Genomic DNA, 548 nt, shown 5'->3' with positions numbered 1-548 from the left:
CGAATACCACGCCAGCGATTTGCACCTGCTTTACCAAGTGAACGAAGCATATGCTCAGCATTGCCTACTTCACCTAGTGTCGCACGACAATCAGATTCAACTTTACGAACTTCGCCTGAACGAAGACGTAATGTTACATATTGACCATCACGTGCAAGGATTTGAACGTATGCACCAGCAGAACGTGCAATTTGAGCACCTTTACCTGGTTTAAGTTCTACGTTGTGAACAGTCGAACCTACAGGCATATTACGCATTGGTAATGCATTACCAGGTTTGATTGGTGCATCAACACCAGACTGGATTGCATCGCCAGCTTTTAAGCCTTTTGGTGCGATAATGTAACGACGCTCACCGTCTGCATATAATACAAGAGCGATGTTTGCGCTACGATTTGGATCATATTCTAAACGCTCAACAGTGGCTGGAATGCCATCTTTAGTACGTTTAAAATCGATTAAACGGTAATGCTGCTTATGACCACCACCGATATGACGAACCGTAATACGACCATTGTTATTACGACCACCTGATTTAGAGTTTTTCTC

1 protein-coding gene is annotated in these 548 nt (G+C 43.6%); it reads right to left on the bottom strand.

Annotation, left to right across the window (positions count from 1 at the left end; translation table 11 throughout):
- A partial coding sequence (rplB, locus tag MTN96_RS36905) for a 50S ribosomal protein L2 (RefSeq protein ID WP_248534867.1) occupies positions 1–548 on the bottom strand: 548 nt, incomplete at both ends.

Source organism: Pseudoalteromonas sp. 2CM28B (assembly GCF_023161935.1).
This window is presented reverse-complemented; position numbering and strand designations above follow the sequence as displayed.